This is a genomic window from Thermobacillus sp., from assembly GCF_003390775.1.
Taxonomy (GTDB): Bacteria; Bacillota; Bacilli; order Paenibacillales; family Paenibacillaceae; genus Thermobacillus; species Thermobacillus xylanilyticus.
Genome location: NZ_QEWA01000059.1, coordinates 1 through 26,314 on the forward strand (window position 1 = coordinate 1; position 26,314 = coordinate 26,314).

23 protein-coding genes, 14 tRNA genes, 1 rRNA gene and 3 pseudogenes are annotated in these 26,314 nt (G+C 61.7%); 34 read left to right on the forward strand and 7 right to left on the reverse strand.

Translation table 11 applies throughout. The annotated features are described in order from the left end of the window. From C6W55_RS16580 to C6W55_RS16700, 25 genes are all read left to right on the forward strand, one after another. Positions 1-289 (forward strand): 23S ribosomal RNA (locus tag C6W55_RS16580); the annotation flags it as partial. Positions 290-440: 151 nt separating this feature from the next. Further along, positions 441-516: transfer RNA gene (locus C6W55_RS16585), tRNA-Asn, on the forward strand. A 6-nt stretch (positions 517-522) separates the two neighbouring features. Further along, positions 523-613 (forward strand) — tRNA-Ser (locus C6W55_RS16590). A gap of 18 nt (positions 614-631) precedes the next feature. Next, positions 632-706: transfer RNA gene (locus C6W55_RS16595), tRNA-Glu, on the forward strand. An 82-nt stretch (positions 707-788) separates the two neighbouring features. Beyond that, positions 789-864, forward strand: a tRNA-Val gene (locus C6W55_RS16600). A gap of 41 nt (positions 865-905) precedes the next feature. Continuing rightward, a tRNA-Met gene (locus C6W55_RS16605) sits at positions 906-982 on the forward strand. A 37-nt stretch (positions 983-1,019) separates the two neighbouring features. Then, positions 1,020-1,096 (forward strand) — tRNA-Asp (locus C6W55_RS16610). Between the two features lie 87 nt (positions 1,097-1,183). Beyond that, positions 1,184-1,259, forward strand: a tRNA-Thr gene (locus C6W55_RS16615). 39 nt (positions 1,260-1,298) lie between these two features. Beyond that, positions 1,299-1,372, forward strand: a tRNA-Trp gene (locus C6W55_RS16620). A 20-nt stretch (positions 1,373-1,392) separates the two neighbouring features. Then, positions 1,393-1,468 (forward strand) — tRNA-His (locus C6W55_RS16625). A gap of 10 nt (positions 1,469-1,478) precedes the next feature. Then, positions 1,479-1,553 (forward strand) — tRNA-Gln (locus C6W55_RS16630). 6 nt (positions 1,554-1,559) lie between these two features. Continuing rightward, a tRNA-Gly gene (locus tag C6W55_RS16635) sits at positions 1,560-1,634 on the forward strand. 11 nt (positions 1,635-1,645) lie between these two features. Beyond that, positions 1,646-1,719: transfer RNA gene (locus C6W55_RS16640), tRNA-Cys, on the forward strand. A gap of 15 nt (positions 1,720-1,734) precedes the next feature. Further along, positions 1,735-1,811: transfer RNA gene (locus C6W55_RS16645), tRNA-Arg, on the forward strand. Positions 1,812-1,832: 21 nt separating this feature from the next. After that, positions 1,833-1,918: transfer RNA gene (locus tag C6W55_RS16650), tRNA-Leu, on the forward strand. Between the two features lie 281 nt (positions 1,919-2,199). Continuing rightward, positions 2,200-3,630: a cytochrome ubiquinol oxidase subunit I gene (locus C6W55_RS16655; RefSeq protein ID WP_015255715.1), complete on the forward strand. Its 1,431-nt coding sequence runs from the start codon at positions 2,200-2,202 to the stop codon at positions 3,628-3,630. After that, on the forward strand, positions 3,617-4,630 hold the full coding sequence (gene cydB / locus C6W55_RS16660; protein ID WP_286893927.1) for a cytochrome d ubiquinol oxidase subunit II: 1,014 nt from the start codon (positions 3,617-3,619) through the stop codon (positions 4,628-4,630). Before C6W55_RS16655 ends, cydB begins: the two co-directional genes overlap by 14 nt. Next, on the forward strand, positions 4,630-6,465 hold the full coding sequence (cydD, locus tag C6W55_RS16665; RefSeq protein WP_286893929.1) for a thiol reductant ABC exporter subunit CydD: 1,836 nt from the start codon (positions 4,630-4,632) through the stop codon (positions 6,463-6,465). Before cydB ends, cydD begins: the two co-directional genes overlap by 1 nt. 3 nt (positions 6,466-6,468) lie before the next feature. Further along, positions 6,469-8,229, forward strand: coding sequence for a thiol reductant ABC exporter subunit CydC (cydC, locus tag C6W55_RS16670; protein WP_286893931.1), 1,761 nt, complete (start codon positions 6,469-6,471; stop codon positions 8,227-8,229). A gap of 756 nt (positions 8,230-8,985) precedes the next feature. After that, complete coding sequence (locus C6W55_RS16675) at positions 8,986-9,303, forward strand: metal-sensitive transcriptional regulator (RefSeq protein ID WP_286893972.1); 318 nt, start codon at positions 8,986-8,988, stop codon at positions 9,301-9,303. A 22-nt stretch (positions 9,304-9,325) separates the two neighbouring features. Next, positions 9,326-9,526, forward strand: coding sequence for a cation transporter (locus C6W55_RS16680; protein ID WP_015255709.1), 201 nt, complete (start codon positions 9,326-9,328; stop codon positions 9,524-9,526). Between the two features lie 124 nt (positions 9,527-9,650). Further along, on the forward strand, positions 9,651-11,876 hold the full coding sequence (locus tag C6W55_RS16685) for a heavy metal translocating P-type ATPase (protein WP_286893932.1): 2,226 nt from the start codon (positions 9,651-9,653) through the stop codon (positions 11,874-11,876). Between the two features lie 14 nt (positions 11,877-11,890). Then, a complete protein-coding gene (locus C6W55_RS16690) occupies positions 11,891-12,436 on the forward strand; it encodes a GAF domain-containing protein (protein WP_353682052.1) in 546 nt (181 codons plus the stop codon). A 27-nt stretch (positions 12,437-12,463) separates the two neighbouring features. Continuing rightward, positions 12,464-12,724, forward strand: a complete 261-nt coding sequence (locus tag C6W55_RS16695; protein WP_286893934.1) for a dihydrofolate reductase family protein — start codon at positions 12,464-12,466, stop codon at positions 12,722-12,724. Between the two features lie 173 nt (positions 12,725-12,897). Next, on the forward strand, positions 12,898-13,965 hold the full coding sequence (locus tag C6W55_RS16700) for a serine hydrolase domain-containing protein (RefSeq protein WP_286893936.1): 1,068 nt from the start codon (positions 12,898-12,900) through the stop codon (positions 13,963-13,965). 62 nt (positions 13,966-14,027) lie between these two features. Here C6W55_RS16700 and C6W55_RS16705 read toward each other — a convergent pair whose 3' ends face one another. Then, the gene (locus C6W55_RS16705; RefSeq protein WP_286893938.1) at positions 14,028-15,434 is read right to left on the reverse strand and encodes an MATE family efflux transporter; all 1,407 of its coding nucleotides are present in this window, start codon (positions 15,432-15,434) and stop codon (positions 14,028-14,030) included. A 187-nt stretch (positions 15,435-15,621) separates the two neighbouring features. Between C6W55_RS16705 and C6W55_RS16710 the strand changes: the two genes are divergently transcribed. Next, a complete protein-coding gene (locus C6W55_RS16710; protein WP_286893940.1) occupies positions 15,622-16,335 on the forward strand; it encodes an MBL fold metallo-hydrolase in 714 nt (237 codons plus the stop codon). Here the strand turns inward: C6W55_RS16710 and C6W55_RS16715 are convergent. Both C6W55_RS16715 and C6W55_RS18190 read right to left on the reverse strand, forming a co-directional pair. Beyond that, positions 16,227-16,694 (reverse strand): annotated as a pseudogene (locus C6W55_RS16715) (LysR substrate-binding domain-containing protein); the annotation flags it as partial. The gene C6W55_RS16710 and the pseudogene C6W55_RS16715 sit on opposite strands and share 109 nt — an antisense overlap. Next, positions 16,646-16,849 (reverse strand): annotated as a pseudogene (locus C6W55_RS18190) (LysR family transcriptional regulator); the annotation flags it as partial. The pseudogenes C6W55_RS18190 and C6W55_RS16715, both read right to left, overlap by 49 nt. A gap of 69 nt (positions 16,850-16,918) precedes the next feature. Between C6W55_RS18190 and C6W55_RS18195 the strand changes: the two are divergent. The 5 genes and pseudogenes from C6W55_RS18195 to C6W55_RS16735 form a co-directional block, all read left to right on the forward strand. Beyond that, a pseudogene (locus tag C6W55_RS18195) lies at positions 16,919-17,089 on the forward strand (EamA family transporter); the annotation flags it as partial. Between the two features lie 22 nt (positions 17,090-17,111). Further along, positions 17,112-17,576, forward strand: a complete 465-nt coding sequence (locus C6W55_RS16720) for a DMT family transporter (RefSeq protein ID WP_286893944.1) — start codon at positions 17,112-17,114, stop codon at positions 17,574-17,576. A 175-nt stretch (positions 17,577-17,751) separates the two neighbouring features. After that, positions 17,752-18,102 carry a c-type cytochrome gene (locus tag C6W55_RS16725; RefSeq protein ID WP_286893946.1) on the forward strand — a complete coding sequence of 117 codons (351 nt, stop codon included), beginning with the start codon at positions 17,752-17,754 and terminating at the stop codon, positions 18,100-18,102. 95 nt (positions 18,103-18,197) lie between these two features. After that, positions 18,198-19,124, forward strand: a complete 927-nt coding sequence (locus C6W55_RS16730) for a MerR family transcriptional regulator (protein WP_286893948.1) — start codon at positions 18,198-18,200, stop codon at positions 19,122-19,124. Between the two features lie 54 nt (positions 19,125-19,178). Next, positions 19,179-19,427, forward strand: coding sequence for a VOC family protein (locus C6W55_RS16735; protein WP_286893950.1), 249 nt, complete (start codon positions 19,179-19,181; stop codon positions 19,425-19,427). Between the two features lie 40 nt (positions 19,428-19,467). On the opposite strand, the gene C6W55_RS16740 is transcribed toward C6W55_RS16735, so the two are convergent. From C6W55_RS16740 to C6W55_RS16755, 4 genes are all read right to left on the reverse strand, one after another. Beyond that, a complete protein-coding gene (locus C6W55_RS16740) occupies positions 19,468-20,814 on the reverse strand; it encodes an MFS transporter (RefSeq protein ID WP_286893951.1) in 1,347 nt (448 codons plus the stop codon). A gap of 4 nt (positions 20,815-20,818) precedes the next feature. Then, positions 20,819-21,676 (reverse strand): NAD-dependent epimerase/dehydratase family protein, encoded by an 858-nt coding sequence (locus C6W55_RS16745; RefSeq protein WP_286893953.1) that lies wholly within the window; start codon positions 21,674-21,676, stop codon positions 20,819-20,821. A gap of 113 nt (positions 21,677-21,789) precedes the next feature. Further along, positions 21,790-22,716, reverse strand: a complete 927-nt coding sequence (locus C6W55_RS16750; RefSeq protein ID WP_286893954.1) for an NADP-dependent oxidoreductase — start codon at positions 22,714-22,716, stop codon at positions 21,790-21,792. Positions 22,717-22,726: 10 nt separating this feature from the next. Beyond that, the gene (locus C6W55_RS16755) at positions 22,727-23,149 is read right to left on the reverse strand and encodes a MerR family transcriptional regulator (RefSeq protein WP_286893955.1); all 423 of its coding nucleotides are present in this window, start codon (positions 23,147-23,149) and stop codon (positions 22,727-22,729) included. A 305-nt stretch (positions 23,150-23,454) separates the two neighbouring features. Here C6W55_RS16755 and C6W55_RS16760 point away from each other — a divergent pair, with 305 nt between their 5' ends. From C6W55_RS16760 to C6W55_RS16770, 3 genes are all read left to right on the forward strand, one after another. Beyond that, positions 23,455-23,982 carry an alpha/beta hydrolase gene (locus C6W55_RS16760; protein ID WP_286893957.1) on the forward strand — a complete coding sequence of 176 codons (528 nt, stop codon included), beginning with the start codon at positions 23,455-23,457 and terminating at the stop codon, positions 23,980-23,982. Beyond that, positions 23,927-24,199 (forward strand): alpha/beta hydrolase fold domain-containing protein, encoded by a 273-nt coding sequence (locus tag C6W55_RS16765; RefSeq protein ID WP_286893958.1) that lies wholly within the window; start codon positions 23,927-23,929, stop codon positions 24,197-24,199. Before C6W55_RS16760 ends, C6W55_RS16765 begins: the two co-directional genes overlap by 56 nt. Before the next feature lie 399 nt (positions 24,200-24,598). Continuing rightward, the gene (locus C6W55_RS16770; RefSeq protein WP_015255661.1) at positions 24,599-26,299 is read left to right on the forward strand and encodes a type 2 periplasmic-binding domain-containing protein; all 1,701 of its coding nucleotides are present in this window, start codon (positions 24,599-24,601) and stop codon (positions 26,297-26,299) included. The last annotated feature ends 15 nt before the right edge of the window (positions 26,300-26,314 follow it).

The window sequence follows — 26,314 nt, forward strand, 5'->3', positions numbered from 1 at the left end:
GGTCCCTATCTGTCGCGGGCGCAGGAAATTTGAGAGGAGCTGTCCTTAGTACGAGAGGACCGGGATGGACGTACCGCTGGTGTACCAGTTGTTCCGCCAGGAGCACCGCTGGGTAGCCAAGTACGGAAGGGATAAGCGCTGAAAGCATCTAAGCGCGAAGCCCCCCTCAAGATGAGATTTCCCGCTGTAAAGGTAAGACCCCTGGAAGATGACCAGGTTGATAGGTTCGAGGTGGAAGCGCGGCAACGCGTGGAGCTGACGAATACTAATCGGTCGAGGGCTTATCCTAAAAATACCCCACAAAGTGACGATTCGTCTTCGAAGCGTAGTCCGATTACTTTGCGGGGGCCCCGGAAACGGGTTCAGCTTGAAGCAAATCATTCGCATCCGGTTTTCAGGGTGCAAGGCATCCTGAGCAGAGAGAATACCGTTGACGCTGTTCCCCGATAGCTCAGTCGGTAGAGCACTCGGCTGTTAACCGAGTTGTCACAGGTTCGAGTCCTGTTCGGGGAGCCATCTCATGGAGAGCTGTCCGAGTGGTCGAAGGAGCACGATTGGAAATCGTGTATACGTTAACAGCGTATCGAGGGTTCGAATCCCTCGCTCTCCGCCATTAACTTTCCTTCAATGCGGCCCGTTGGTCAAGGGGTTAAGACACCTCCCTTTCACGGAGGTAACAGGGGTTCGAATCCCCTACGGGTCACCACTTCCTTCACAAACAGACTTGATTTATCGGATCAAGTTGTAGTATATTATAATTTGTCACGCGCCGGAAGGCGCGGGTTCACGGAGGCTTAGCTCAGCTGGGAGAGCATCTGCCTTACAAGCAGAGGGTCGGCGGTTCGATCCCGTCAGCCTCCACCATCGTTGCAAGGCTGCGGCGAAGCGGCTGCCAACGATCTCGACGCGGGGTGGAGCAGTCCGGTAGCTCGTCGGGCTCATAACCCGAAGGCCGCAGGTTCAAATCCTGCCCCCGCAACCATTTCTCTCTATCGGGGCAACCGAGCATTGATGAACACGGAGCCGTGGTGTAGAGGCCTAACATGCCTGCCTGTCACGCAGGAGATCGCGGGTTCGAATCCCGTCGGCTCCGCCATCCTTCATCATGCCGGGCAGCCCGGCCGGTAGAGCAGAGGACCGGATTCCTCGTGTCGGCGGTTCGATTCCATACGGAATGGTACGCGCCGGTGTAGCTCAATTGGTAGAGCAACTGACTTGTAATCAGTGGGTTGGGGGTTCAAGTCCTCTCGCCGGCACCATATTGCGACACAGAGGATAGACGCATCAATTCCTCACACAGGGGCATAGTTTAAAGGTAGAACAGCGGTCTCCAAAACCGTTAGTGTGGGTTCAATTCCTGCTGCCCCTGCCAGTATCCAATTTTCTTTCATGGCGGTCGTGGCGAAGGGGTTAACGCACCGGATTGTGGCTCCGGCATTCATGGGTTCAAGTCCCATCGATCGCCCCATATCTTACGCTGGGGATTAGCCAAGCGGTAAGGCAACGGACTTTGACTCCGTCATTCCTAGGTTCGAATCCTAGATCCCCAGCCACTTTATGCGGACGTGGCTCAGCGGTAGAGCATCGCCTTGCCAAGGCGAGGGTCGCGGGTTCGATTCCCGTCGTCCGCTCCATTCTTATTTATGGCGCCATAGCCAAGTGGTAAGGCGGAGCTCTGCAAAAGCTTTATCCCCAGTTCGAATCTGGGTGGCGCCTCCATTCATCTCCATACGCGTGCCCTTAGCTCAGCCGGATAGAGCGTTTGACTACGAATCAAAAGGTCAGGAGTTCGAATCTCTTAGGGCACGCCATTTTCAATTAATCGCAATTGCGCTGGTGTGGCGGAATGGCAGACGCGGCGGACTCAAAATCCGCTTCCCGCGAGGGAGTGGGGGTTCAAGTCCCTTCACCAGCACCATCGTAATATCGGCTCTTGAGATCGGTCGGATCTCAAGAGCCTTTCTGCATTTTGCTGATTTTCACACAATGATCAACATCCGATCACCATTCTGTCAATTGTGATTAATGTCACAGTCAACCGTGTGGTCTATACTAATGGTGAGCGGCAAGGAAACAGCCAATTGATACGCTGTCTCCAATGTACGCAGAGGCAAGGTCGTCTTTGTCACTATCAAAGTGAAAAATTTCATAAAATATTCGAAGTCATGGAGATGATCAACGAGAAGGAGGGCTTCGTCCATGGACGTGCTGGATCTTGCGAGGCTGCAGTTTGCCTCGACCACAATTTTTCACTTTATCTTCGTCCCGATCTCCATCGGCCTGTCGTTGCTCGTCGCGATCATGGAGACGATGTACGTCGTCAAGAAGAACGACAAGTACAAGCAGATGGCTCAATTCTGGGGGAAGTTCTTGCTGATCAACTTTGCCGTGGGCATTGTCACCGGGATTTTGCAGGAATTTCAGTTCGGCATGAATTGGTCGGAATTTTCGCGTTTTGTCGGCGATATTTTTGGGACGCCGCTCGCGATTGAAGCGCTGCTGGCCTTTTTCCTTGAGTCGACGTTTATCGGTCTGTGGGTGTTCGGATGGGATCGTCTGTCCCGGAAGGTGCACCTGGCCTGCATTTGGCTCGTTTCGATCGGCACGATGTTGTCCGCGTTCTGGATTCTGGCGGCCAACTCGTTCATGCAGCGTCCGGTCGGTTACGCCATCCGCGACGGAAGAGCGGAAATGACCGATTTCGCGGCCCTCTTGACCAACGGTCAGCTGATCTGGGAGTTTCCGCACACCGTCTCGGCGGCGATCGCGACCGGAGCATTCCTGGTGGCCGGCATCAGTGCCTGGAGTTTGCTGAGAAAACGCAATGTCGATTTCTTCCGCACGTCCTTCAAGCTGTCCGTCATTGTCGCCTTTGTCGCTTCGATCGCCATTGCGCTGTTCGGCCACTCCCAAGCCCAGTATCTCATGGACACCCAGCCGATGAAGATGGCCGCGTCGGAAGGGCTGTGGGAGAGGAGCAGCGATCCGGCGCCCTGGACGGTCTTTGCGGTCATTGATCCGGAAACCCGTGAGAACCGCTACGAAGTCAAAATTCCGTATTTGCTCAGCTTCTTGTCGTACAGCCGGTTTTCCGGCTCCGTACCGGGCATGAATGAACTTCAGGCGGAGTATGAGCAAACGTACGGTCCGGGAAACTACATTCCGCCGGTTCGCACGACGTTCTGGAGTTTCCGCGTCATGGTGGGCAGCGGCGTCTTGATGATTCTGCTCGGCATGTACGGCGCCTTTATGGCGTTGCGCAAGCGTTGGGATAAAATGCCCCGCTGGTATCTCCGCGCGATGATCGGCGCCATCTTCCTGCCCTTCATCGCCAACACGGCAGGCTGGATCATGACGGAAATCGGCAGGCAGCCCTGGACGGTGTTCGGATTGTTCAAGGTGGAAGATTCCGTTTCACCCAATGTCACGGCCGGTCAGATCTGGTTCTCTCTCATTTCCTTCTCCGCGGTCTATCTGATTCTGCTGGCCCTGCTGGTCTGGCTGTTCATCCGGACGGCACGCAAAGGCCCGGTTTCCGGGGAAGAGCCGGACCGTGACTCGCGGGAGCATGATTTTGATCCTTATGGGGCATACCCGGAAAAAGGAGGCGGTCAGGTTGTCGCTCCATGATCTTTGGTTTGGTCTGATCGCGGTATTGTTTGCCGGCTTTTTCTTCCTGGAAGGATTCGATTTCGGGGTTGGCATGTCCACACGATGGCTCGCAAAGGGAAATATGGAACGCAGGGTGCTGATCAATACGATCGGCCCGTTCTGGGATGCCAACGAAGTGTGGCTCATCACGGCGGCCGGCGCGATGTTCGCGGCGTTTCCGCACTGGTATTCCACGATGTTCAGCGGGTATTATGTCCCGTTGACGTTGATCTTGCTGGCCTTGATTGGCCGGGCTTGCGCCTTTGAATTTCGCGGAAAATCGGAAAGCGAGCGGTGGAGGAGGGGCTGGGATATGGCCATCTTCGCCGGAAGCTTGGCGCCGCCGTTCCTGTTCGGCATGCTGTTCGCCAGCCTGGCGAAAGGAGTGCCGATCGGGGACAACATGAACATGCGGGCGGCCTTCGGCGATTGGGTGAACGGCTTTACGCTGTGGAGCGGGCTTACGGTCACCGGTCTGTGCCTGCTTCACGGTCTGGCCTTCCTTACGCTCCGGACCACCGGGGAGCTGCGCGAACGCGCGCGCAAGAAGGCGCTCAAGACGCTTCCCTGGGTCGCATTGATGCTCGCGGTGCTCGCAGGTTGGGCGCTCGCGGCGACCGATTTGTTCGAAGGACGGATGCCGCTGTGGGCGATGTCGGGAACTGTCGGTCTGATTGCGGCGGGATTGGCGGGATATTTTCTGTATCGTAAAAAAGAAGGTTGGGCGTTCGCGATGACCGGACTTATGGTTTTGGTGCCGGTTGCGACGCACTTCACAAGCCTGTTCCCCCGGGTGATGATCAGTTCGTTCGGCAGCGCCTATGACCTGACGGTGTCGAACGCCTCCTCCAGCCCCTATACGCTGAAGGCGATGACGATCGTGGCCGCTGTGCTGCTGCCGTTTGTCCTCGGTTATCAGGCGTGGAGCTATTATGTGTTCCGCAAACGGGTCAGCGCCCGTGATCATCTGGAGTACTGATGGACAAGGCGATTCTGGCGTTGAGGGGGATCAGGCCGGTCCTGGCGGCCGTCGGGGCGCTGTCGCTCATCCAAGCGGCGGCAATGATCGGGCAGGCGCTCGGGCTTGCGAAAGCGGTCGCGCTGTTGTTTCAGGGCGGGACGATCGACGAGGCGATTGGCCCGCTCGCATGGTTTGCCGCCGCCTGGATGGTTCGCCATTCGGCGGTATGGCTGCAGCGGCTTTGCGCGGGGAGGTTCGCGGAGCGGACGGGCGAGTCGCTGCGGCTCAGGCTGACGGAGCGGCTGTTCGAGCGCGGACCGGATTACGCCGCTCAGGCAGGCAGCGGCCGGCTCGTCACGCTGGCGATGGACGGCGTTGACCGTTTCCGCGCGTACCTGGAATTGACCGTCATCCGGACCATGGACATGGGGCTCGTGACGATTTCGGTTCTGGCCGCGGTGTATGTCCTGGACATCGCGTCGGGGCTGATTCTCACCGTTACGATGCCCGTGCTGATCGGCTTTTTCATTCTGCTCGGCTTTGCCGCCCGCCGCATGGCGGACCGGCAATGGCTCTCGTTCCAGGTGCTGGCCCGCCATTTCACCGATGTGCTGCGCGGCCTGGCGACGCTGAAATTTCTCGGCCGCAGCCGCGATTACGCAGCCGTCGTGGAACAGGTCAGCGACCGGTATCGGTCGGCGACGATGCGGACGCTGCGGGTGGCGTTTCTGTCCTCGTTCGCGCTCGATTTTTTCAGCACCTTGTCGGTGGCATTTGTCGCGGTCAGCCTGGGCCTTCGCCTGATCGGCGGCGGCATCGGTCTGGAACCCGCTCTGGCGGTGCTGCTGCTCGCGCCGGAATATTTCCTGCCCGTGCGCATGCTGGGCGCGGACTATCACGCTTCGCTGGACGGCAAGGAAGCCTGGACGGCGATCCGCGATGTCGTCGCGGACGAGCGCGGCCCGGAAGAGCGCGTCGCGGCGGCACGGATCAGCGATTCGGAGGCACGGACCAGCGGTTCGGCGGCGCGGATCAGCGGTGCAGGCGGGACGGAATTGCGCGCCGCCGAAAAGCGGGAGGAGCAAGCGCACAGCCCGGCCGGGCCGGACACCGGTCAAGCCTGGATTCAACTGTCGGATGTCAAGGTTGACGGAGAAGCCGGTTTGCCGCGTCTGGACGGATTGTCGTCCTCCATTGGCAGCCATATTCACAAAGTCGGCATCGTCGGCATGAGCGGTTCCGGCAAAACGACGCTGCTTCATTTGCTGGGCGGTTTTCTGCCTCCTTCGTCGGGACATATCCGGATCGACGGCCTGCCGCTGACCGAAGGCACCAGGCAAAGATGGCAGCAGCAGCTGACGTATATCCCCCAACACCCTTACCTGTTCAGCGCAACGATCGCGGATAACGTGCGCTTCTACGAGCCGGATGCGTCCGACGAGCAGGTGATGCGGGCGCTGGCCAGTGCCGGACTGGGCGATCTGATCGCCTCGTTGCCGGACGGCATCCATGAACGTATTGGCGACGGAGGCCGCTCCTTGAGCGGCGGTCAAGCCCAGCGCATCGCGCTCGCCAGGGCGCTTGTCGGCAACCGGCCGGTATGGCTGCTGGATGAACCGACCGCCCATCTCGACCTCGAGACCGAACTGGAATTGAAGGAGACCATGCTGGACATGTTTGCCGGACGCCGGGTCTTTCTGGCCTCCCATCGGCTGCATTGGATGAAGGCGATGGACTGGATTTGGGTGCTCAAGGACGGCCGTCTTGTGGAAGCCGGCACGCACGAAGAGCTGCTGGCCCGTCAAGGCGTCTATCGGAATATGCTGGAAGCTGCTTCGGGGAAAGGCGGGTAACCAGTGAAAAAAACAATCGCAAACCGCGACGGCGGATGGATTTTTCCGAATTTGAGAGCATATCCGTGGCGTTTCATGGCTGCCGCGATCGCGGGCCTCCTCGCGGTTGCCTGCGCCGCGGCGCTGGTCTTCACTTCCGGCTACCTGATCTCCCGTTCCGCCCTGCGGCCCGAAAACGTCTTGATGGTCTATGTTCCGATCGTGCTCGTTCGAACGTTCGGCTTCGGCAAAGCCGTCGTCCAGTACCTCGAGCGATTGATCAGCCACGATGCGGTGCTGCGCATCCTGTCCCGCCTGCGCGTCAGGCTATACCGCATCATCGAACCGCAAGCGCTGCGGCTTCGCTCCCGCCATCGGGCGGGCGATTTGCTCGGCATGCTGGCGGAGGACATCGAACAGCTGCAACATGTTTACCTTCGCCTCATCTTGCCGGCGGCCGCGGTCGTGCTGCTCTATGGAGCCGGCATTGTCATACTTGGACGGATGGACGGCCGGTTCGCCCTCTGGATGGCGATGTACTGCGGATTTCTGTTCATCACCTTGCCCGTCTTTGCCCTGCTTGTGTCGCGCGGAACGCGCATGCAAAGCAAGGCGCGGCGGAACCTGGCTTACCGGGAATTGACGGACGGCGTTTTCGGCATGAGCGATTGGATCCTGAGCGGCCGCACCGGTCGTTTTCTCTCCGCTTTCAAGCAGCGTCAGGCGCAAATGGCCGCCGCGGATCGAAACGTGCGGCGCATGGAGTGGCGGACCGGGTGGCTGGCTCAATGCCTGACCTGCGGAGCCGTCATCATGTTGACGCTCTGGGCCGCGGCGCAAAGCGCGAAAGGAGCCATGAGTCCCGAATGGATCGCCGCTTTCGCGCTCGTCGGATTCCCATTAATGGATGCGCTGGTGAAAGCGGGAGAATCCGTCATGCGGACGACGGATTACCGGGAGTCCGTCCAACGGCTGAAGGAAATCGAACATGCCGCGGGAGACACGGCGCCGGCACGGCCCGGTTCGATGAAAGGCGCCGACGAAGCCGGACGGGATGCATCCGGTCTGCGTCTGGTCAACGTGAGCTTCCGGTACCCCGGAACGGACGGCTGGCAGCTTCACGGCATCGATCTGCATGTCCCCGCCGGCAGCCAGGTTGCCTTGATCGGCCGCAGCGGCGCGGGCAAAACCACCTTGCTGAGCCTGATCCAGGGCGAGCTGGCGCCCGACCGCGGCTCGATCACGATAGGCGGTGTCTCCGTCCAACAGATCCAAAACAATGAGTCGCCGCGCCCGTTCGCTGTCCTGAACCAGCAGCCCTATGTGTTCGACACGACCATTGCGAACAATATCCGCCTTGGCCGGCCGGACGCGACGGACGATGAAGTCCGGGAAGCGGCGGAATTGGCGGGGCTCGGCAAGTTGATCGCCGCGCTTCCGGACGGCCTCGGGACGAGGGTGCGGGAAGCGGGCGTCCGGTTCTCCGGCGGAGAACGGCAGCGGATCGCTCTGGCGCGCGTGCTGCTGCAAAATCGCCCGATCGTCCTGCTTGACGAACCGACGGTCGGACTGGACCCGGTGACCGAACGCGATCTGCTCGATACCCTGTTCACGGCGCTGCGCGGCAAAACGCTGCTCTGGATTACGCATCACCTGGCCGGCATGGAGCGCATGGACCGGATCGTTTTTCTGGACCGGGGCCGCATCGCGATGCAGGGAACGCACGAGCAGCTTTTGCGGGACCATGAACGATACCGCAAGCTTTACGCGCTGGACCGTCCGTAAACTTGCCGCGACCCGTATCAAGGCTAAAATTATATTAGACGTTGGACGGCAGATGCCGGTTTGTTCGCCGTGAACGCAATTGTCACATGATGCATGTGAGCTTTGTCTATGAAATAAAAGGCTCTCGAAGGAGTTGCGATTCATGCGAACATCTGTGCCATCGTTGAAAACATCTTTCCTGTTTTGTTTGATGGTTTTTGCGTTTTCCGCCGTCCTGTGGCTGCTGGTTGAGCTCATCGGGGAAGGGCCCGACATTCCGGTTAATCTTCCGGTCAGTTCGCTGATGGCTTTCTTTCCGCTGATCACCGCGTGCATCCTGGCTTATCGGCGGGAAAAAGGGAAGGGGGTCCGTGATCTGTTCCGTCGGCTCACCGACTGGCGATCGGTCCGGAGGAACGTTTGGTATTTGCCCGCCCTTTTTCTCATACCGGCGGTTATGTTTGTCTCCTGGCTGTACATGACGCTCATGCAATATCCGCTCCCGGATCCCGACCTGCATTGGCCGATGATCCCGGTGATGTTCGCCGTTGTCCGGCGGAACCGGATGTCAACGGACGGACGGCGCAAAGGCGGTGCAGGCTGCCCAAACCGTATAAACGCGGGCGCGGGATGCAACAGTAAAAGTGATGCTGCGGCATTTTCCTCAATTGTGAAAAGGTGGGGTGCAGACGGTGAAAATGGATTGGAGATCATCTTGACTTATACAGTAGGGGGGTATAGTATTAGAGGCGACGGGGGTGAGGGACGTTGGAATCCATGCACGATGCGGAAGCGCATGTCCATTCGCACGATGAGCACAGGAGAAGCCATCATTCCGAGAAACTGAAGACGGATCTCATCACCCGGCTGAACCGGATTGAGGGGCAGATCCGCGGCATCAAGGGAATGATCGAGAAGGATACGTACTGCGATCATGTCCTCAACCAGATTTCGGCCGTGCAGGCGGCGCTGAACAGCGTGGGCAAACTGCTGCTGGCCGGGCACATGAGAAGCTGCGTGGTGGAACGGATTCAGGAAGGCGATCTCGAGGTCATCGACGAACTGCTCACCACCGTGAACAAACTGTTAAAATAATAAGACGAAGGAGATGTGCGATATGACGAAGGTTACGCTCAAGGTGGAAGGCATGTCCTGCGGCCATTGCGTGAACGCCGTCGAGACGGCGGTCAAGCAAGCCGGCGCCGCGGGCACGGTGGACCTGGCAAGCGGCACGGTAACGATTGAATACGACGAGAACGCCGTGACGCTTGAACAGCTCAAGCAAGCGATCGAGGATCAGGGCTACGACGTCGTGTGACGCGGGGCCCGGTCGGGCGGAGCCGTCCGGTTCGGATTCAAGCGGGCCGGGCGGCCCTGCCTTTCAGCCTCTTTTTTTGACCAATTATATACCCTGTGGGGGTATATTCGGGAGTGTTGATCCCATGGAAGCGGAACAAACCCGCGAGATGAAGCAGGCCCAATTCCAGATCACCGGCATGACCTGCGCGGCCTGCGCCAACCGGATCGAGAAGGGCCTCTCCCGGCTGCCCGGCGTCGCAAGCGCCAACGTCAATCTCGCGATGGAGACAGCGCGCATCGAATATTCGCCTTCGGCCGTGACCGTCGAAGACATGATCCGCAAGGTGGAGCAGCTCGGCTATCAGGCGATCCCGAAGGAGCAGCGGGAAGACCCGAAGGACCGCCGGCGGCGGGAGATCAAGCGGCAAACGCGCCGGTTCGTGATCTCGGCCGTTCTGTCGTTCCCTCTGCTGTGGGCGATGGCCGGCCATTTCTCGTTCACGTCGTTCATCTGGGTGCCCTCGTGGTTCATGAATCCGTGGGTGCAGCTCGCGCTCGCCACTCCCGTCCAGTTCGTGATCGGCGGGCCGTTCTACGTCGGCGCCTGGAAGGCGCTGCTGGGCCGGAGCGCCAACATGGACGTGCTGGTCGCGCTCGGCACCTCGGCCGCCTACCTGTACAGCCTGTTCCTGACGCTGGAGTGGGCAAGCGCGGATATGCGGCATCATGCCCCGGCGCTGTATTACGAGACGAGCGCGATCCTGATCACCCTGATCGTCCTCGGAAAACTGTTCGAAGCGCTGGCGAAGGGGCGCACGTCCGAAGCGATCAAGACGCTGATGGGACTCAGGGCCAAGACGGCGCTCGTCATCCGCAGCGGCGAGGAGATCCGGATCCCGGCGGACGAAGTGGTCGTCGGCGACATCGTCCTCGTAAGGCCGGGCGAGAAAATTCCGGTCGACGGGGAAGTAGTGGAAGGCAGCTCGTCGGTCGACGAGTCGATGCTGACCGGGGAAAGCATTCCCGTAGAGAAGCGCGCGGGCGATACCGTCATCGGCGCGACCGTCAACAAGCACGGCATGCTGAAGGTGCGGGCGACGAAGGTCGGCAAGGATACGGCGCTGGCGCAGATCATCCGGGTCGTGGAGGAAGCGCAGGGCTCCAAGGCGCCGATCCAGCGGGTGGCCGACGCCATCTCGGGCGTATTCGTCCCGATCGTCGTCGGCATTGCGCTGCTGACATTCCTGATCTGGTTCTTCTGGGCGGATGCCGGCAACTTCGCCGGCGCGCTGCGGAAGGCGATCGCCGTCCTGGTCATCGCCTGCCCGTGCGCGCTCGGCCTGGCGACGCCGACATCCATCATGGCGGGGTCGGGCCGCGCGGCGGAGCTCGGCATTCTGTTCAAGGGCGGCGAGCATCTGGAGCTGACTCACCGCATCGACACGGTCGTCCTCGACAAGACCGGCACGGTGACGAAGGGCAAACCCGAACTGACGGACGTGGTCCCCGTCATGCCGGACGAGACCGAATTTCTGCGCCTGGTCGGCGCGGCCGAGAAGCCTTCCGAACATCCGCTCGCCGAGGCGATCGTGGCGGGCATTGTCGCCAGAGGCATCGAACTGCCCGCGGCCGAGGCGTTCGAGGCGATCCCCGGGCACGGGATCCGCGCCGTCGTGGAAGGGAAAGAAGTGCTCGCGGGCAATCGCAGGCTGCTGGACCGGTACGGGGTGCCGGCGGATCAGGCGGAGGCGGCGATGGCGCAGCTCGAGGAAGCGGGCAAGACCGCGATGCTGATCGCCATCGAGCGCCAGTACGCCGGACTGGTGGCGGCGGCCGACACGATCAAGGAAACGTCGCGGGAAGCGGTGGCGCGCCTTCAGGCGATGGGCATCGAGGTCATCATGATCACGGGCGACAACGAGCGGACCGCGCGGGCGATCGCGCGGCAGACCGGCATCGGCAAGGTGCTGGCGGAGGTGCTGCCGGAAGGCAAGGCGGAGGAAGTGAAGAAACTGCAGGCCCGGGGCCGGAAAGTGGCGATGGTCGGCGACGGGATCAACGACGCGCCCGCGCTGGCGACGGCCGATATCGGGATCGCCATCGGCACGGGAACGGACGTCGCGATGGAAGCGGCGGACGTCACCCTGATGCGCGGCGATCTGAACGGCATCGCCGACGCGATCCGCATGAGCCGCAAGACGATGACGAACATCCGGCAGAACCTGTTCTGGGCGCTCGCCTACAACTCCCTCGGCATTCCCGTCGCCGCGGCGGGCTTTCTCGCGCCGTGGGTGGCCGGCGCCGCGATGGCGCTCAGCTCGGTGTCGGTCGTGCTGAACGCGCTGCGCCTGCAGCGGGTGAAAGTGTGAGGTGAGGCGGGAGGATGGAGCACCGGATCGAAGAACTGGTGACCCTGAAAACAATCGCGGAAACGCTGAACCGTTCCAACGAGCTCATGCCGACGCTCAACACCGTGCTGGAGAAGCTGCTGGAGCTGACCGGCCTGAAAGCCGGCTGGATCTTCCTGTCGGACGGCATCGGGCAATATGAATTGGCCGCCGATGCCGGCCTGCCGCCGGCACTTGAAATGGAAGACAAGCGTCATATGCGGTGCGGGACCTGCTGGTGCCTGGATCGGTTCTGGGAGAACCGGCTGGACAAGGCGGTCAACATTTTGAACTGCAAAAGGCTCGAGGACGCGGTGACGCATCGGCGGGGCGACACGGGCGGCATCACCCACCACGCCACCGTACCGCTGACGGCCGGGGAGAAGCGGCTCGGCGTGCTCAATGTGGCCGCGCCCGGCAAGAAGCATTTTCATGAAGACGAGCTGGCGCTGCTGCAGTCCTTCGCTTTCCAGATCGGCAGCGCGATCGCCGAGCTTCGCCGGCAGGGCGTGCAGGCCGACTTGTCCGGACGAAGCGCATGACGATCATGCCGGGCTGCTCAGTACGGGTTGATGCCAGGGGAACCGTCCGGCATTGCGCAGGCGGTTCACCCCGATCTGAAGCATTTCGTCTTCTCCCGCGAGCTGAACTTCGAATCCAATGACAAAGTCGAGCTGGTCCGGGAAGATGCCGCGTCATTTACCCGCAAGCTGAAAAACGAAGGCAAGTACCAAAACCTGTGGCTGAGCGGCGGCGGCCGGCTGGCGGGGGAACTGCTTCGGCATCAGCCTCTCGTTCCCGCTGCCGGCCGCATCCGGCGGCAGGACTAAAGCTTGACCATCACGAGGCAGCCCGCCGTCACGGCGGGCTCCTTCCGTTTCAGGACAGCCAGCCGCGGAAAGCGGTAGGTTACGGCGGGGTGAGGCCCTGGCCCTGAGCATGCGAACCGCGTGCCAGAAGTGCTTTGATCTCTTCCGGCGTGAACCTGTAGGATTGCCCGCAGATGCGGCACAGGATTTCAACGGGTTCGTTTCGTTCGCAGGCCGCGGTCAGCTCGCCGGTTCGCCTGTTCTCGATGACGAAGGTGGTCGTATGCACGGCGGCGCTGATGCTGTATGAGCGCGGGCATTTCCTGCTGGACGATCCGCTCGCCGCGTACATTCCGGAATACGAGGGACCGTCGGTGGTCCGGAAGCTGCCGGACGGCGGGATCGACTATGAGCCCGCCGGGAATCCGATTCGCATCAAGCACCTGTTCACCATGACGTCCGGAATGCCTTACCACTTCGGCGACTCCGAACCGGAGCGGAAAATCCGCCGGGTGCTCGACGAGCTGCGGGAGACGCACGGCAACTACGATCTGCAGACGGAAGTGCGGGCGATGGCGAAGGCGCAGGTGCCGCTCGCCTTCGAACCCGGAACCCGCTGGCTGTACGGCTACAGCCATGATGTGCTCGGGGCGCTGATCGAAGTCATCTCCGGGAAGACGCTCGGACGGTTTCTGCAGGAGGAAATTTTCGATCCGCTGGGAATGAAGGACACCGGCTACCGCTTCAAGGGCGATATTGCGGAACGGATGGCGTCCGTGTATCAGAAGTCAGAAGACGGCAAGCTTGTCGAAGTGCCCGGACCGATCGATATTCTCCATCATCCGGAGGCGAAGTACGAGGGAGGCGGCGTCGGGCTCTATTCCACGGCCCGGGATTATGCGGTCTTCACGCAGATGCTCGCCTGCGGCGGCGTGTATAACGGCGAGCGCATCATCGGGCGGAAGACGATCGAGCTGATGCGGCGGAACCACCTGAACGAGCAGCAGATGAACGATTTCGCCAACGGGCATCATGCCGGCTACGGCTACGGGCTCGGCGTGCGGACGCTTGTCGATCCGGCCGCGGCGGGCGCCAACAGCTCCATCGGTGAATTCGGGTGGAGCGGAGCCGCCGGCACCTGGACGTCCATCGATCCGGCCGAAGGCGTGTCGATCGTCTTCATGCAACAGATGTATCCTTCGATCTACGACGAGTATGTCCATCACCGCGTGCGCAACGCGGCGTACGCGTGCATCGATTGATCCCAAGCAATTGCAGCCCGCATCCGATTGCCGGATGCGGGCTGCTTCGTTCCTCATGCGCCTTACGCCGGCGACGCGCCGCTCGCTTGCTCGAGCAACTTCGCTTTCCGCCAGCCCCCGAACTTGTAGTACAGGGCGTTGAGCAGCGCGGCCATCGCGAAGCTGGCCGGGAAGCTCCACCAGACTGCATCGAGGCCGTAATAATTCCCGAGTACCGAAGCGAGCGGGATGCGGATGATCATAAGGGCGATGAACGAGATGATCATCGGCACCATGACGGCCCCCGCCGAGCGGACGACACCGGCCATCACGTTGAAGATGCCGAAAATGATAAACGACCAGAGCGTCAAGTTGTTGATATGCATGCCGATTTCAATTGCGCCGGTGTCCCCCGACAGGAACAGGCTGACCGTCTCGCGGTTGAACAGCAGCAGGATGAGCACAAGCGCGCCGGTCAGCAGCACGTTGAAACCGATGCCGACGCCGGTAATGCGGCCCACCCGATCCCAACGGCGCGCGCCGATGTTCTGCGCAGCCATCGAGGTGGCCGCGCCGCCGATGGCCAGTGCGGGCATCTGGACATAGCTCGAGATCTGGTTCGCGATGCCGAACGCGGCCGTCGCCTCGGTGCCGTAGCCGTTCACGATATGGATGAGCAGCAGGTTGCTCAGCGACACGATCACCATGTTGAGGCCCATCGGGATGCCTTTCTGGATCGTCAGCTTGACGATCCGCCAGTTCATGCGCAGCAGGTGCAGTTCGTCCCGCGTTATCCGCAGGAAGTATTGCTTGCCGTACAGATACGCCAGAAGCAGAATCAGGCTGACGAACTGGGCGATCAGCGCGGCCGTCGCGGAACCGGCGATGCCCATCTCGGGGAACGGGCCGTATCCCCGGATCAGCAGCGGATTGAGTCCGATGTCCAGCACGGTGGACAGCAGCAGGAAATAGAACGGCGTCTTCGAATCGCCGGCGCCGCGCATGACGGCCATGATCAGGTTGAAGCCGAACATGAACGGCGTGCCCGCGAACATGATGCGCGTGTAGATCACCGCCATGTCCATGGCTTCCTCCGGCGTGTTCAGCAGCTCGAGGATGAGCGGCGAGAACAGGATGCCGAGCGCGCCGGTGATGATGGACAGGATGAAGAAAAAGCTGGTGCTGGTGCCGACGACTGTTTTCGCTTCTTGAATCCGCTGCGCTCCCAGATTCTGCCCCAGCAGGATGACCGACGCCATCGAGATGCCGAAGATGGCGCTGATCAGGAAGAACATCAGAAAGTTCGCGTTGGACGTTGCCGCCAGGGCGGTCTCGCCGAGCAGGCGGCCGACCCAGATCGAGTTGATGGAACCGTTCAGCGTCTGCAACACATTGCCGAGCAAGATCGGCAGCGAAAAGACGAACAGCGTTTTGGCGATCGGCCCTTCCGTCAGGCTGGGCGCGGCCGCCTTGGACCGTGACGTTGGCATGGTATGTGCGGTCTCCTCTTTCCCGTCGGGACAAACGCCCGTTAGTCTCCAGCTATTATACACCCGGCGAGGGGAGAAATGGAAATGCCGCAGGGGTATAACATTTCGTTATGCCTCCCAACGGAATGGAATTTCCGCAAAGAAAACCTCCGTGCTACACTCGGAAAAAACGTAGGAGGTACCGCAGATGAAGATTCAGCTTGTCCGCCATGCCACGCTGGTGCTGCGGATGAGCGGCTTCACCATCGCGGTGGATCCGATGCTGAGCCCGGCAGGCGCGCTGGCCCCGGCCGCCCCTGCGGCAAATGACCGGCGAAATCCGCTCGTCGATCTGCCGGCCGGATTCCCGGGCTTCGGGGATCTGGACGGCGTGATCGTGACGCATACCCACCGCGATCATCTGGACGATGCAGCTGTCGAGGAGCTGGCCAAAGATCTGCCAATCTTCTGCCAAGCGGAGGACGAAGCGAAATTGTCCGAAAGGGGATTCCGGAATATGGTTGCCGTGAGGGAGAGCGCGGTCTGGAGCGGCATCCGGCTGACGCGGACCGGGGGACGGCACGGCACGGACGAGATGGCGCAGAAGATGGGGCCGGTGTCCGGTTTTGTCCTGGGAGCGAAGGCGAACCCGTCCTCTATCTCGCGGGAAACCGGTGAGGAAGTCCAGCAGTCTTCTGCCCGTTGTCCGGCGGGGGGGGGCATGAGGCAGATCGTTCTCGTCGGGCCGAACGCCACTTCCAGCGCGATGACCGGCTCCCATCCGTTCATCCGGCAGGCCTCCGCGACGGTCAGGCGGACATCGCATGACGCCGGGTACACGATCAGCGCTTCTTCTTTCAGATCGGCCAGGGTGACCGATTTTCGCCGGGACATACGGTGCGTGTCCGGCTCGACGGCATAGAACGGCTCCCGGAACAGATCGGCGGTCCAGAACGATTTCGGGCATGCGGCGGTTTTCTGGCCGATGCCCGCGTCCAGTTCGCCAGCTGCGAAATGATCTCTTCCGTCGAGTTCAGCACTTTCATTTCCGCGCGGATGCCTTGCCGCTTCAGTTCCGTAAGTCTCGGCGGCAGATAGTGCGCCGCCAGACCGGGAAGGGTGCCCAGCCGGATCGGAGCAGCCTGGCGCGCGCTCCACAGGTCGTTCCGGATCGACTCGATCTCCGCCAGAACCGGCAGAATCCGTTCCCGGAACCGGGCGCCTTCCTCCGTCAGTTCGACGCCCTGCGCGGATCGCCGGAACAGTTCCGCCCCGAGCCATTCCTCCAGATTGCGGATCTGCTTGGTCAGGGCGGGCTGCGTGAGATACAGTTTTTCGCCGGCGCGGGTCAGGCTTTTGTGTTCGGATGCTTCCAGAAAAGCCCGGATCCACAGCGTGTTCATAGGCTTCACCTTGCGTTCGGTTTTGTGCATCATCTTTAACCAGTCCGGGTTCCGAAATCAATCATCATTTTTCGGTGGGCCGGACCATGCGGAGTGTTCAGGATGAAAAAAACGACGGGTGCGTTATGTTTGATCGCGGCCGCGGCGCTCCGGGGCATCAGCCAGGTCGTCAGCAAATCGGTGCTGCGGGAGATTCCCCCGATGACGTTCACGCTGGTCCGGTTTGCGGCGGCCGCGCTCGTGATGACGATGGCGCTGGCTCCGGGAGCGAAGCGGGAACGGAAGCCGATTCCGCTTGCCGACCGGGTTCGGATCGCGCTCCGGGAGACCCGGCGACGTCCTGCTGCTGGTCGCTTCCGTGTCGTGGGCGCTCTATTCGATCTGGGGCATCGGGTTGTTCGCCAAATATTCCGCCATGCGGGTCACGTTATGGGCGCTCTGGTTCGGCGCGCTGTTCACCCTGCCGTTCAGCATCCGGGAAATCGCGGCGGAAGGCGTACGCTTCTCCGCGGACGAAGCGGTGTGGCACGGCGTCCTGTACGTCGGGGCCATCGCCACCGCGCTCGGTTTCTATCTGTGGAACAAAGGGATGGAGCTTTTATCGTCCGGCATGGCGGGGTTGTTCCTGTTCATCCAGCCGTTCGTCGGCGTCTGGCTGGCGTGGGCGGCGCTGGGGGAGCGGATTCCGTCGATGTTCGGCATGGGCGGTCTGCTCGTCCTGGGCGGGATTTTACAGACAGGGACTATCTTAAGGCGTTGACCGTATTGAAGGTTATGTTCGATGAGAAGACGTAAACCTCCCTTCGGTAAGGTGGCGTATCGGAGACGGACCAGCCCCCGGTGCCGTCATAAACGACCGGCAAGATGAACCATAATAAGAAACGGGCAGCCTGGCCTTCCGCCGGCTGCCGATCATCTTCGGGGGGTTTGAACGAATGGTGAAACGAAAGGTTTGGCTCGCTGCCGTCTTGCTTGCCGCGTTTGGACTAGGCGTGTCGGCATGCGGCGGCAATGACGGCGCGGACACGCGGGAGCCGGACAATACGGCGCCGGCGGACAGCACGGCAGCGCAGGCGGAAGCGGTCTACAAAGCCAATTGCGTGTCCTGTCACGGCGCCGACCTCGGAGGAGGCTTCGGACCCGAACTGAAGAACGTCGACCAGCGTTTGAGCGCGGATGAACTGTTCACGGTCATCAAGGAGGGTCGCGGACAGATGCCCGCGTTCGGCGGCAGTCTGTCCGACGAGGAAATCCAGGCCCTCGTGGAATGGTTAAACGCGCAATAGAGCAGGTTCACCGATTCAGGGGCCGGATTCGCATCCGCCCCTTGACTTTTCCCTCGGGGAAACGTGTATCGTGGGGTCAGGGAGGCGATGGACCGATGCGAATCAAGGACGTGATGCGGCTCACGGGCCTGACGCGCAAGGCCGTCTACTATTACGAGGAAGCGGGCTTGATCACCCCGGCCGTCGATCCGGATAACCAGTACCGGATTTACAGCCGGGAAGACGTCGAGCGGCTGCGGTACATCCGGCTGCTCCGGAGCCTCGGCCTGCCGATCCGGGACATCCGGGAGCTGATCCTTCATCCGGAACGGGCGGCCGGGCTCCTGCGCAAGCGTCTGGCGGAGACCGAAGCGGAGGCGGAGGAGCTGAACCAGCGCCGCAGCGCGCTGCTCGTCCTGATCGAGGCGGCCGAGCAGTCGCCGGAAGACGGCGGCAAGTCCCGGATGGACGAGGCGATCCGGTTCGCCGCCGCGGCGGAAGAGGAGCGGAAACGCCGGGGCGACTACATGCGGCGCAAGCTGCTGGAGCTGTTCCCCGGCGCGATGGGCAAGTTCATGGCGCTGCATTTCGGCGCGTTCCTGGACGGGCCGCTTGAGGGAGCCGACAAGGAGGCGGCCTGGGATCGGCTGGTCGACTATGTTGACAGCATGGAGTCGTTCGAAATCCCGGAGCCGATGGCCGGGCAGATCAATCAACTCGACGACAGCGAATTCGAAGAGATCGCGGCCGCCTACCGGGAGATGCAGCAGCGCTACATTGCCCCGACGGAGGCGGAGTACGAAAAGCTGAAGGAGGAGCTTAAGCAGCAAGCGGAATTTTTCCGTTCGTGGCCCGACGGCCGGATGCAGGCGGAGAACGCCCGGCAGCTCAAGGAAAGTCTGGATCGCGCGGGGTTCTTCACGGTTTTCATCGGGCAGATGCGCGTGCTGAGCCCCGAATACACAAGCTATCTGGAGACGCTGGACCGGCTGCAGCGCGATACGGGCATCCGGTACGAGGACCACGGCGCTTTGGTATTCTGACTCAAAATCGCAATTTGCAAGAAACCGGTGTCCGCGCATTTTGCCAGAAACAGGATGGCCATCATCACGACGAACACGAAGGATTGCACCATCGGCTTCACGGAGGCCGAAGAGGTCGTGCCGATCACGACGTCGACCGTATTCGAGGTCGAGAATGTGGAACAGGCGGTCAGGACGCTTTCGGCCCGGGGCGTAACCTTTACGGGCGAGATCCGGACGATTCCCGATTTCGTGAAGCTGGCGGCGTTCAAGGATCCGGACGGCCACTGCTTCGAACTGTCGCAGACGCTGGTCGCATCCTGAAGCAATCTGCGGAAAAAGAGACCGGCCGTCACGTCCGCCGTCAGCGGTCCGGGGCCGGAAGGCGCCGGGAAACCGCCCAGCCGGCGAGCATCAGGGCCGTGAGCAGGACGAACGCCGCGTAATCCCGGCCGGTCGTCTGGAGCGTCCACAGGACCGCGAGCGGGCCGAGCGTCGCGCCGATGAACAGGATGAACGTATAAAGCGTTACGGCGATGGCCCGGGCTTCTCCGCCGAGCGTGCCGATGATGGCGATGAGCGCAGGGATGGCGATCGCGATGCCCGCCGCCAGCATGAGGCTCATCGGGATGACGATCGGCAGGGTGAAGGCGGGCAGCATCAAGCCGCCGGCGATGGACGCCAGCCCGATGACCGCCATCGCGAGTCCCGCCTGCAGCACTTTGCGCAGACCGAGTCTGGCAGCCAGCCGGCCCGCAAGGGGCGACAGCAGCACGCCCGGCAGGCCGGCGGCCCGGACAAGCAGCATCTGACCGGACCCGAGCGCGAAGGGCTGCCGGGTCAGCACCGCTTCAAGCCCCGTATACATCCCCACGAAGGCCAGCAGGAAGGTCGCCGCGATCAGGTAGCACGCCTGGAGCTTTTTTTGTTTCAGCAGGGAGCCGAATTGGCGGAGAAGATCCGGCAACCGTTCGTTCCTGCGCGGTCTCTTACCCCCGGGAAGCCACCCTCCGAGCCAAACCGCCGACAACAGATAAATTCCGCCGAGCAAATAAAAGACATATGTCCATCCCCAGGATTCGCCCACGGAGCTGCCGTAGATCTGCCCCGCCACCCCGGCCGACATGAAACCGGTGGTGATCAGCCCGACGACGGTGACGCTTCTGCCGGGGGGATACATCTCCGCCGCATACGCCAGCGCGGAAGGCGCGAAGCTCGCCGCCGCGAGCCCCTGGACCGCCCGGAGCGCGATCAGCGCGGGCAGGGTGCCGGCCAGTCCGATCAGCGGGGAAATGACGGCGAGGGCGAGCAGGCCGAATACGATGACCGGCTTGCGTCCCGCACGATCGGACAGCGTGCCCCAGAGCAGCAGGCCGACGGCGTAGGCCAGCGAGAACGCGCTTCCCGTCCACGCTGCCGCTTGCAGGGGCGCATCGAATTGCCGGGCGAAAAGCGGCGTAAGGGGGATGGTGATGTACAGGCTCGACACCACGGCGAGGGCGCACCAGACGAGGATGCTCGTCGACATCCGGTACGTCCGGCCCGCCGCCGGCGCTTCGGCCTTCTCCGGTCCAACGGCCGCCGCATGCCCTCCGTCAGCAGTATGCCCGCCGTGCGTCAAGAACCCGCCGCCGGCCGAATGCTTGTCGTTCGATGCCTGCCCGCTCCCTGCCGAACGCCCGCCTCCCTTCGATGCTTCGCTTGCTTCCATGGCATCACCTCGCAAGGCTTTGTTCGAATCCGGTCCTCCAGCTTCCGTATATGGGCGTCCAACCGTACTCCCGGCGCGCCTTCGCGTTCGATGCGCCGCGCTCCCATCCGCCGCGGCCGGGCTTCAGCTCCGGCGCGGGAGCGCCGAGCAGGGCGGCGTAATGCGGCAGCCATTCCGTGCCGGCGGCCGGTTCATCGTCGACGATGTTGACGATGCCGTCGGGCCAATCGAGGGCCAGCACCGCCGCCTGCGCCGCGTCCTCCACATGGAGGAACGAGGTGACGCCGTCCGTGGCCGGCATCTCGCGCCGGCGCACCCGGTCCGCGATCAGCCCGTCCGGAGCGTACCAGGTGTCCGGGCCGTACAGCATGCCGTATCGCAGGATCACAGAAGACGGCATCTCTTGGACGGCTTGCTCCAGCGCGGCGACGCCTTCGATCGTCGTGCTGCGGGGCGGCGCCGCGCGGAGGTCCAGCCCGTCCGTCTCCGAAGCGGGCGATTCGTCCGGCTCGTACGCCCAGGCGATGCTCTGCGCGGTCATGCGCTTCGCTCCGGCGGCGAGGGCGGCGTCGACCAGATGCCGCGTTCCCGTCTTGCGAATGTTCGCGTTGTCTTCGAGGTTCCATTCCTTCAGCGCCGTGAGCTGATGGATGACGACATCCGGCCGGGCCGCTTCCAGCGCGCGCATCACGCTATCGCGATCGAAAATATCCGCCACGACCGCGCGCGCTCCGGCGGCTTCGATGTGCGGCATGTTCTCCGCGCGGTGCGTCAGGCCGGTCACGTCGTGTCCGGCCGCGGCCAATTTCGGCAGCAGCCGCCGTCCGATCACGCCGCTCGCTCCCGCCACAAAGATACGCATGACATCAACCTCCTCAGACAAATATGCGCGGAAATTCTTTTGAATTCCCGCGCAGCAATTTTCATCAGTATAGCAAAGTGAAGACCGATTGAACACAACCATGCGGCTGCCGCTTACCCGGACCGGACGCAGATCACGATTTTCCCGCGTGCCCGCCGGCTTTCGCTCCGCACGTGCGCCTTCGCCGTCTCTTCCAGCGGAAACACCGAATCGATCGACACGTGCAGCCTGCCTTCGTCGACCAGACTGGACAGTTGATCCAGCACGGCGGAGGAGAAGGGCGGGAACTGCACCTCCTGAACTTCGACCGCCGCTTCCGCCGCCTTCCCGGCCGAATGACGGCCGAAGACGATCGGCACAAGCCGGCCGCCCGGTTTCAGCGCGTCGATGAGCCAATCCCGGTCGCCGCCGGCCGCCGTGTCGAGGACGAGGTCCGCGCTGCCCTCGAGCTCCGCCGGCATTCCGGCCGCGTAGTCGATGAATTCGTCGACGCCCAGTTCCCGCAGGAAGCGCTCGTTCCGGGCGGAAGCCGTCCTGATGACGCGCGCCCCCTTCCAGCGGGCGAGCTGCACCGCCAGATGGCCGACGCCGCCTGCGGCGCCGTTGATCAGCACTGTCTGGCCGGGTTCCAGCCGTCCCTGCTCGAACAGCGCGTGCCAGGCGGTGAAGCCGGACTGGGGCAGCGCCGCCGCTTCGATGAACGTGGCCGCAGACGGCTTGCGCGCGAGCTGTCCGGCGGGCACAACCGTGTATTCCGCGCAGCCGCCGCTGTCCGCCGTCATCCCGTACACGGCGTCGCCCGGCCGGAAGCCGGCGTCCGCGCCGCCCGCGGCGACGGTCCCCGCCACGTCCCAGCCGGGAATATAGGGGAGCCCGAAGCGGTCGCCGGCCAGTCCGGACCGGATCTGCCAGTCGCCCGGATTGACGCCCGCGGCGTGGACGCGGACGAGCACCTCGCCTTCACCCGGCACCGGTACGGGCACTTCCTCCAGACGAAGCACTTCGGGTCCGCCGAAGACGGAAAACCGGATCGCCTTCATCTGCGGATCCTCATGATTTGTCGCACACCTCCTCTTGATGGGGTTGTCCGCCGGCGCGGATATCCCGGTACAGCTCGCGGACATGCACCGCAAGCCGCGCATCGCTTTCGGGATTGTAGTTCCGCATCGTGTCGGCGGCCAGACGGAGCAGATGGCTCACTTGCTCCAGATGCTCCATCTTCCGGCGGATCTCCGCATGCTTCGCTTCCAGGAACGCGGCCGCTTCCGCGCACGTTTCGGGATCGATCCGCTCCATCCTGCGGAAGTCGATCCACCCCTTGATCTCCTCGAGCGAAAAGCCCGCGTACTGCATGATCTGGATGTTCATCAGGTCGATTAGTTCCTCCGCCGAATACATGCGATACCGGTTGCCTTCCCGGACCGGCTTCACCAGCCCGATCTTGTCGTAATACCGCAGCGTATCCTTGGACATCCCGGAGCCTCCGGCATCGGGGAAAAGCAAAAGGGGCGCGGCCGGTTCCGGATCGGCATGATGAACCGCAGCGCCGCGGAGGTCGTCTAAAAGTTGCCAAACCGGCAAGCCAAAACACGTTCGAGTTGAAGAGGAACGACCAGGAGGGAGGCGGCCCGATGGGCCGAACGGCGATGAAATGGCTTCTTGCTCTCATCATGACGGGGGCGATCGGCGTCGGGATCTGGTCTCAGGTTCCGAAGGAATAGAAGCGGAGTCTTCCGCGCAGCATCACGAATATCGGACAAAATGAAAATGTCGGACTGTTGCGGCAGCTCAACGCGGAGTGGACGATGCCGGACGGGTACACGCTCGAAGAAATCGAAGTTGACGGCATCGCCATGGAATGGGTGCAGGCCAAGGGGGAAAAGCCGGACAAGGCGGTGCTTCAGCTGCACGGCGGGGCGTACAACCGTTCGCTGGCGGTAAACGGCACGACGTACCGGCGCGCGGCGGTGAAGTACGCCGAGATCAGCGGCGCGGGCGTCCTGACGGTCGACTACCGGGTCGCGCCGGAGCATCCGTACCCCGCGGCGCTGGAAGACGCGCTGTTTGCCTACAACTGGCTGCTGGATCAGGGCTATGAGCCGGAAGACATCATCGTGGCGGGCGATTCGGCGGGCGGCGGGCTGACGCTCGCGACCGCGCTGTATCTCAGGGATCACGATAATGCCGGCGGCGCTGATCACCATGTCGGCGTGGACGGATCTGGACTACAGGCGCTGGGTGCCGCCCTATGTGGGAGACGACCGCGCGGACAATCCGTACATTTCGCCCGTCTATGGCGAATATGACGGTTTTCCGCCCATGCTCATGCAGGTCGGCGGGGATGAGGCGCTGCTGAACGATACGCTGAAGGTGGCGAAGAAAGCAGAGAAGGCAGGCGTGGACGTTACACAGACGACCTATGACGGCATGTTCCATGTGTTTCAGATGCTGTTCCCGGAACTGGAGGAAGCCAACGAGGCGTGGGAGGAAGCCGGGGCGTTCATTGAGAGCATTTTCTCATAAACACTGCCATATTCGCACTTTCATACCGGGTTTCATTTCTGATTTTCAATCGGACCCGAATCTCGCAGCGCCGTTCCGGCGTTATTTTTTTGCTCGGGTGGATGGAATTGCACATCTCGATATGAGGATAGATCAAAAATCAATGAGAATACATCATTGTGCTGCCCAAGCTCGGAATCTTATACTGACTACCAAGCAACAGATATGTAAACGCTATCAATTCACTATCAAACCATGTTTGACAATATAAAACAAATATGAGAATAGGTTTGATCATGCTGAACCATCGGATGCGTGCATGGCAAGCGGAAAGACAACCGACCTCCGTTTATAGCGGTCCGCCCCTTCGGCCGGCCGTTATAAAAAATAAAATTCCAACAGGAATAAAGGGGTGTTCGCATGTCAAGATTGGCAAGACCGGTAAGCATCGTACTTGCCGTGTTGCTGGTGCTGCTCAGCGCCGCGGCCTGCAGCAAGAAGTCGGATGACAACAAGCCGTCCGACTCGTCCACTACCCCATCCACAACGCAGAACGGCAATAACGCTTCGAATTCAGGCACAGGAACGGAAACCGAAGGCGGCGCGGACGGCGAATGGAAGCCGCAGAGTGACTTGTCGAAGAAGGTCAAGTTCAGCTACGCGTCGGTCCAGGCGATCGAAGGCTACGACTACACGAAGGGCGACCCGCTCGCGCAGTATTATTCCGAGAAATTCAACTACGAGATGGACGTCGCGGCGCTCAACTGGGACAACTGGAACGAGCGGATGCGCATCTGGATCAACTCGGGTGACATGCCGGACGTCGCGGTGTACAACTACATCCACGCGGACGCGGCGGCTTTCGTCGAACAGGGACTGATCAAGCGGCTGCCCGATGACTGGAAGCAGCGCTGGCCGAACCTGGCGGCCGTCTATGAGCGGACGACGCTCGGGCCGCAGATGGAGAAAGTGTTCGGCGGCACGTACTTCCTTCCGCGCGCGCGGTTCATGGACAATCTGCCCGGCGATCCGCTGCCGAACCACCCGTCCGTGTTCATCCGGAAAGACTGGGCGGAGGCGGTCGGCTTCCCGGTCAAATCGGCCTACACGGTATCGGAGATCATGGAGTTCGCACGACTGGTCAAGGATAAGGATCCCGGCAACGTCGGCGACAAGCTGATCCCGATCGCCGAGAACACGAACCACGCCGTCGACCTGTTCGTCGCGCGGAACAGCACGTACTGGAACAGCTTCTACAAGGACAAGGACGGCCAGTACAAGTGGGGCGGCGCGTCGGAAGACACGCTGCGGGGCCTCAAGCTCTTCTCTGAGGCGTACCGGTCCGGGCTGCTCGCGCAGGACTTCTACACGGTCAAGAACGAGGAGCACGGCGCGTACTTCAACGTGCAGGGCATCGCCGGCGCGACGTTCTTCCAGGCGCCGACGTCGAACCTGCAGCCGTACTACAACGACTTCAAAAACAACCTGGGCATCGACCCGTACGAGAACATCATTCTGGCGACGGTGCTCGGGGAAGACGGCAACTACCATCAGGTCGACCTGATCAACTACTGGGGCACGATCATCTTCAGCCCGGATATCAAGGATGAAGTGTTCGAGCGCTACATGGACATTCTCGACTACAACGCGACGCGAGAAGGTTACATCATCACGAACATGGGGCTGAAGGACGTCGACTGGACGTACGACGACAGCGGCAACATCGTCTCCCTCTACGACGAAGAGAAGGAAGGCAAGCCGCTGGCCGGCACGACCGGCAAGTATCCGTCCTGGGGCTATCTGCTCGGCAGCATTATCCTGTTCGACGACTTCGCCTTCGACAACCCGAACACCGACGAGCGGCTGCGGGAACTGTCGAAGAAGGTGTATCGCGAGCGGACCGAGATCGCGACGCCGGAGACGTTCACGGCAATCGACTGGGATTACTACACCTACGATTCGCCGAGCAAGAGAAGGGCGGAAATCGACTACTACACCGAATACGCAAACCTCATCACGCAGTCGGGCGACATCGAGGAGAACTGGAGAAAATGGGTCGATTCGAAGATGCCCCTCATCCAGCCTGTCCTCGACGAGCTGAATGAGAAGTTCGGCGGCTGAAACGCGTGAGGCTGA

Excerpts from the sequence above, each read along its gene's own strand:
- C6W55_RS16710 (WP_286893940.1), top strand. The coding sequence starts at position 15,622 with ATGAAGATTCAGCTTGTCCGCCATGCCACGCTGGTGCTGCGGATGAGC.
- C6W55_RS16705 (WP_286893938.1), bottom strand. The coding sequence starts at position 15,434 with ATGCCAACGTCACGGTCCAAGGCGGCCGCGCCCAGCCTGACGGAAGGG.
- C6W55_RS16745 (WP_286893953.1), bottom strand. The coding sequence starts at position 21,676 with ATGCGTATCTTTGTGGCGGGAGCGAGCGGCGTGATCGGACGGCGGCTG.
- C6W55_RS16700 (WP_286893936.1), top strand. The coding sequence starts at position 12,898 with ATGCGGCACAGGATTTCAACGGGTTCGTTTCGTTCGCAGGCCGCGGTC.
- C6W55_RS16750 (WP_286893954.1), bottom strand. The coding sequence starts at position 22,716 with ATGAAGGCGATCCGGTTTTCCGTCTTCGGCGGACCCGAAGTGCTTCGT.
- C6W55_RS16675 (WP_286893972.1), top strand. The coding sequence starts at position 8,986 with ATGCACGATGCGGAAGCGCATGTCCATTCGCACGATGAGCACAGGAGA.
- C6W55_RS16655 (WP_015255715.1), top strand. The coding sequence starts at position 2,200 with ATGGACGTGCTGGATCTTGCGAGGCTGCAGTTTGCCTCGACCACAATT.
- C6W55_RS16770 (WP_015255661.1), top strand. The coding sequence starts at position 24,599 with ATGTCAAGATTGGCAAGACCGGTAAGCATCGTACTTGCCGTGTTGCTG.
- C6W55_RS16690 (WP_353682052.1), top strand. The coding sequence starts at position 11,891 with ATGGAGCACCGGATCGAAGAACTGGTGACCCTGAAAACAATCGCGGAA.
- C6W55_RS16685 (WP_286893932.1), top strand. The coding sequence starts at position 9,651 with ATGGAAGCGGAACAAACCCGCGAGATGAAGCAGGCCCAATTCCAGATC.
- C6W55_RS16740 (WP_286893951.1), bottom strand. The coding sequence starts at position 20,814 with ATGGAAGCAAGCGAAGCATCGAAGGGAGGCGGGCGTTCGGCAGGGAGC.
- C6W55_RS16680 (WP_015255709.1), top strand. The coding sequence starts at position 9,326 with ATGACGAAGGTTACGCTCAAGGTGGAAGGCATGTCCTGCGGCCATTGC.
- C6W55_RS16725 (WP_286893946.1), top strand. The coding sequence starts at position 17,752 with ATGGTGAAACGAAAGGTTTGGCTCGCTGCCGTCTTGCTTGCCGCGTTT.
- C6W55_RS16735 (WP_286893950.1), top strand. The coding sequence starts at position 19,179 with ATGGCCATCATCACGACGAACACGAAGGATTGCACCATCGGCTTCACG.
- C6W55_RS16730 (WP_286893948.1), top strand. The coding sequence starts at position 18,198 with ATGCGAATCAAGGACGTGATGCGGCTCACGGGCCTGACGCGCAAGGCC.
- C6W55_RS16755 (WP_286893955.1), bottom strand. The coding sequence starts at position 23,149 with ATGTCCAAGGATACGCTGCGGTATTACGACAAGATCGGGCTGGTGAAG.
- cydD (WP_286893929.1), top strand. The coding sequence starts at position 4,630 with ATGGACAAGGCGATTCTGGCGTTGAGGGGGATCAGGCCGGTCCTGGCG.